Genomic DNA, 4217 nt, shown 5'->3' with positions numbered 1-4217 from the left:
GCCGCCGGCGACTGCCCCTTTGAGTCCCACCCCGCACAGCACCGTAACCGCACCTCACGCCTCCCCAGCCTCGCGGCTCGTTCCACTCGCCGCGTCCCTCGCGGTCTCCTCGCGCCCGCTGGGCGCTCGGAGGCACGCCACCGCCCGGTCCGATACTGAAACTCCTCACCACCGGTCGGACGGGTTCGCTACAACCCCAACGCCGACCGGAGGTCGTTGACGCGGGCCTCGGTCTTCTCGTCCGGCGTCCCGTCCGGCTCGACCGGCGTGCGCCCGTCGTAGGTCTCGTGGACCATCGAGACGCCCTCCGCGAGCGTGTCGAGACCGTACCCGCCCTCGAGGACGTACGCCACGGCCGCGTCGATTTCCTCCGCGACCGCACGGATCCGGTCGGTCAACAGCGCGTACCCCTCCGAGGAGACCCGCATCCGCGAGATCGGGTCGTGGCGATGGGCGTCGAATCCCGCCGAGACGATGAGGAGGTCGGGGTCGAACCCGTCGAGGGCCGGCTCGATCGCCTCGTCGATCGCGTAGAGGTAGTCCGCGTCGCCCGCGCCGGCCGCGAGCGGGAGGTTCACCGTCGTTCCCTCTCCGTCGCCCTCTCCGATCTCGGTCAGTTCACCCGTCGCCGGATAGAGCCCGTCCTCGTGGATCGAGGCGTACAGCACGTCACCCCGGTCGTAGAAGACGTCCTGGGTCCCGTTGCCGTGGTGAACGTCCCAGTCGAGGATCGCCACCCGGTCGGCCCGGCCGGCGTCGATGACGTGCTGGGCCGCGACCGCGGCGTTGTTGAAGAAACAGAACCCCATCGCGTCGGCGGTGACCGCGTGGTGACCCGGCGGACGACCGATCGCGAAGGGCGTCTTTCGCCCGTTCTCGCCGTCCAACGCCGCGTCCGCCGCCCACTGGGCCAGCCCGGCTGCCGAGAGCGCGGCCTCCCACGTCCCTTCGCCCGCAACGGTGTCCGGGTCCCAGTTGCCGCCGCCGTCCGCACAGAACGCCTCGAGTTCGTCGACGTAGTCCTCGTCGTGGACGGCGGTCACCGCCTCGCGGGCCGCCGGCAACGCCTCGACGTACTCGACGCCGTGTCGTTTCGTGAGCCCTCGCCGTATCGCGCGCAACCGGTCCGGGTTCTCTGGATGTCGATCGCCCGTGTCGTGGTCGAGACACCGCTCGCTGTAGCCGAAGCGCATCTATTCGAACAACGCGAAGTACGTCTCGATGTCCTCGGCCTGTACGGTCCGGCGGTCCGCGTGGCGAGCCAGCGTCGCGGCGGCGCCCGCCACGTTGTCGGCGTAGTCTTCAAGGATGTCGGCCAGCGCGATCCGCGCGTCGACGCCGACCCGATACCGGTCGTCGATGCGAAGCCGCGCGATCCGATCGATCGGCGCGACGGGAAGGGAGAGCTCCTCGCGAGGGATGACCTGCTCGACGCCGAAGTCCGACGCCATCAGCGTCTTCCGTCCGTCGGCCGTCGCGCGCTCGGCCGCGTCGATCGCCAGTTCCGCGCCGTGCGACTGGATCCGCCGGGCCAACTCCTCGGCGGCGTCGGCGCTGACCCGGAGCTCGCCGGCGTTTCGCCGGATGATCGTATCGACCGGCGCGAACGGCAACTCGACACTCATACACACAGTCGGGTTCGTCCACCGTATAACGCTTTCCGTTACCGGCGTCTACGCGCCCGAACGACGGCCTCGAAGCCACTCTGCGGGTCGTTCCGTTCGGGTCGGTCGTGACCTTCCGGCGTCCCGGCGTCCCTCCGACGACTGAGTTCCCGTCCCCGCGACTCAGAACACGTCCTCGGCGTGGATCGTCCCGTCGCGTTCCGGACCGCGGACCGTTATCTCCTCCCCGAGGCGCAGGCTCGCACCGGTCTCGACGCTCTTCGTCCGCTCCCCGTCGTCCAACACGACCGGGTCCCCCGTCTGGACGACCGTTCCCGTGAACTCCACCTCGTCCTGGGTCGCGGGGTCGGCGGTCGCCACCGCGGTGCCGTCGCCATCGGCGACCGCCCCGTCCCCGCCGGTGGCCGCCTCGGCCTCGCCGTCCGCTCCCGGCGAATCGGCGAAGGCGCCCAGACCCGTGTCGGCCGTCGTCCCGTTCGTCGCGTCCGTCGCGTCGGCGTCCGGTCCGTCGTTCGAGCGGCCGGCTCCGTCACCGTCGGCGTCGAGCACGGAGACGGTCGATCGCCAGTTCGCGGACGCCTCCAGGTCGTCCTGCCAGCCGTCCTGGATCTCCACGTCGGTGAAGACGACGCGGTCGGCGAGCTCGATGTCCCTGTCCGCCTTCTCGCCCCACAGCGCGACGCGGATCTCCCCCGTGTCGTCCTTGATCCGGACGTTGCGGACCTGTCCCTCGGAGCCGTCGTCGCGGTCGAACGTCCGTTTGGGGTCCGTCTCGATGACCCCGCCGCTGATGTCGACGGTCCGGCCGATCTCCAGTTCGGCGACGTCCGTCGTCTCCGGGACGTACTCGACGTCCTCGTCGACGCGGTCGACGGTACCGCGGTCGCCGACGTGTAACTCGAGGTCGCCGTCGCGCTCGCGGACGTACCCGTCTCCCACCTCGACCACCTCGCCGGAATCGAACTCCTCGACGAGGTCCGCCTTGTCGTCCCACAGCGTTATCCGGACCCGACCGGTCTCGTCTCCGACGGTGAGGTTCGCCACCCGTCCCTTGGAGCCGTCGTCGCGGTCGAACGTCCGGACCGTGTCGGTGTCGAGCACCTTCCCGACCAGGTCGACGTCGGAGGCACCGAGGGAGAGGTCCTCGACGCGGTAGGTGTCGAGCACCTGGACGTCGACCTCGGCATCCTCGTCGGGTTCGACCTTGTCGGCGCTCACCTCGAGGCCGCTGTATCCCTCCTTCGGTCGACCCATGACGCGGAGCACCTGTCCGACCTCCAGTTGCTCCTCGGCCGCGGTCGCCATCTCGTCCCAGAGCGCGACCCGGACGGAGCCGGAGGCGTCCGCGACGTCGACGTTACAGACCCGTCCCTCCTCGTCCTCGTCGTCGCGCTCGAACGTGCGGACGTCGCCGATGGACGTGACCTTCCCGAGGAACTTCACGTCGTTCATGCCGGGCTCGATGTCGGCGATGGTGTCGGCCTCCTCGTCGCGGAGCTCGTGCGCGATGAGCATCGCGGCGGTCTCCTCGTCGGCGAGTCCGCCCATCTGCTCGACTTTGTCCTCGACGGCGGCCGCGAACTCCTCGAACTCGACATCGGTCTCGAGGTCCTCGTAGACGTCCTCTATGGCTCCCATACGCGTACCTCGTAGGGTCGTCGACTCCGCGGATAAGCGTTGTCCTTGCGTCGTTTCCGTGCCCTCGCCGGTCGCGTTCTCCGCCCGCTTTCGAGTCGCGTTCTCGCTCGGCATACCCCGCACTCGTCCCGGTTCGGTACAAAAACGTTCAGGCGGATCGTCCGTCCCCTCGTGAGACCACGGAGCGTTCCGTGCGACCGCCGGGCACGGGGCGGAGCGGACCGTAACCGTCTTAAGTATCTCGGCGATACGTGTAATCGAGTCCTGGTAGGGTAGTGGACTATCCTCTTGGCTTGCGGAGCCAGGGACCGGAGTTCAAATCTCCGTCAGGACGCTCACTTTGCGGCTGTCTCACTTCGTTCGACAGCCGCCGCGTTCGGTCCTGACGTGCCCCACGCTCGCTCGTTCGCGGCTTCGCCGCTCACTTTCGAGGGCTCCCTTCGGTCGCCCTCGCACCGCTCGCGTGGGACTCCGTCAGGACGCTATAGAACAACTCGCGCACGTTCTCCGTGGGACCAGATCGCTCACTACAGGGAATTCATGTACCGATCGCGTACTTCCCCGCTACCTGTCAGGAAAGTCGTGCGAGATACAGAGGGTACACTCACCAAGATCTTGGCCACCACACCCATATATGCTACAAAGAGTGGTGCTTTCACTGGAGATGGTACACAATTCCAACATGCTTACACGTGTGCTGGACTCATCATATTTTTTGGATGACGATGCGACCCACCGAGAAAATAATAAACGCAAGTCTGACTGGTATCGGACGCTCGTTGAGGAGGTAAATGATCTCGCGACAGTCGTCGATACCGACGGAACGATAACCTACGTCAGTCCGGCCATCACACGGATTCTCGGCTACGACCCCGGCGAATTGGTTGGCCACGAGGGATTCGAGTTCGTCCATCCCGAGGACCGGGAGCGAAACGCCGACGCGCTGGAGGCTGT

The 4217-nt window shown here is 67.4% G+C and carries 4 protein-coding genes and 1 tRNA gene; 2 read left to right on the top strand and 3 right to left on the bottom strand.

Going from position 1 to position 4217, the window contains the following annotated elements:
• Positions 1 to 188: 188 nt before the first annotated feature.
• From F3H10_RS15825 to F3H10_RS15815, 3 genes are all read right to left on the bottom strand, one after another.
• Positions 189 to 1193, bottom strand: coding sequence for a histone deacetylase family protein (locus F3H10_RS15825; RefSeq protein ID WP_149785720.1), 1005 nt, complete (start codon positions 1191 to 1193; stop codon positions 189 to 191).
• Positions 1194 to 1625: a histone gene (locus F3H10_RS15820; RefSeq protein WP_149785719.1), complete on the bottom strand. Its 432-nt coding sequence runs from the start codon at positions 1623 to 1625 to the stop codon at positions 1194 to 1196.
• Positions 1626 to 1787: 162 nt separating this feature from the next.
• Complete coding sequence (locus F3H10_RS15815) at positions 1788 to 3263, bottom strand: single-stranded DNA binding protein (protein WP_149785718.1); 1476 nt, start codon at positions 3261 to 3263, stop codon at positions 1788 to 1790.
• A gap of 261 nt (positions 3264 to 3524) precedes the next feature.
• On the opposite strand from F3H10_RS15815, the gene F3H10_RS15810 reads away from it, so the two are divergent.
• Both F3H10_RS15810 and F3H10_RS15805 read left to right on the top strand, forming a co-directional pair.
• Positions 3525 to 3597: transfer RNA gene (locus F3H10_RS15810), tRNA-Arg, on the top strand.
• 381 nt (positions 3598 to 3978) lie between these two features.
• On the top strand, positions 3979 to 4217 hold a 239-nt coding region (locus F3H10_RS15805; protein WP_149785717.1), incomplete at its 3' end, for a PAS domain-containing protein.

The sequence above is a fragment of the Halorubrum aquaticum genome (genome assembly GCF_900113615.1).
In the GTDB taxonomy this organism is placed as follows: Archaea; Halobacteriota; Halobacteria; order Halobacteriales; family Haloferacaceae; genus Halorubrum; species Halorubrum aquaticum.
This window is presented reverse-complemented; position numbering and strand designations above follow the sequence as displayed.

Coding starts and splice junctions, on each gene's coding strand:
- F3H10_RS15820 (WP_149785719.1), bottom strand. CDS start 1,625: ATGAGTGTCGAGTTGCCGTTCGCGCCGGTCGATACGATCATCCGGCGA.
- F3H10_RS15825 (WP_149785720.1), bottom strand. CDS start 1,193: ATGCGCTTCGGCTACAGCGAGCGGTGTCTCGACCACGACACGGGCGAT.
- F3H10_RS15815 (WP_149785718.1), bottom strand. CDS start 3,263: ATGGGAGCCATAGAGGACGTCTACGAGGACCTCGAGACCGATGTCGAG.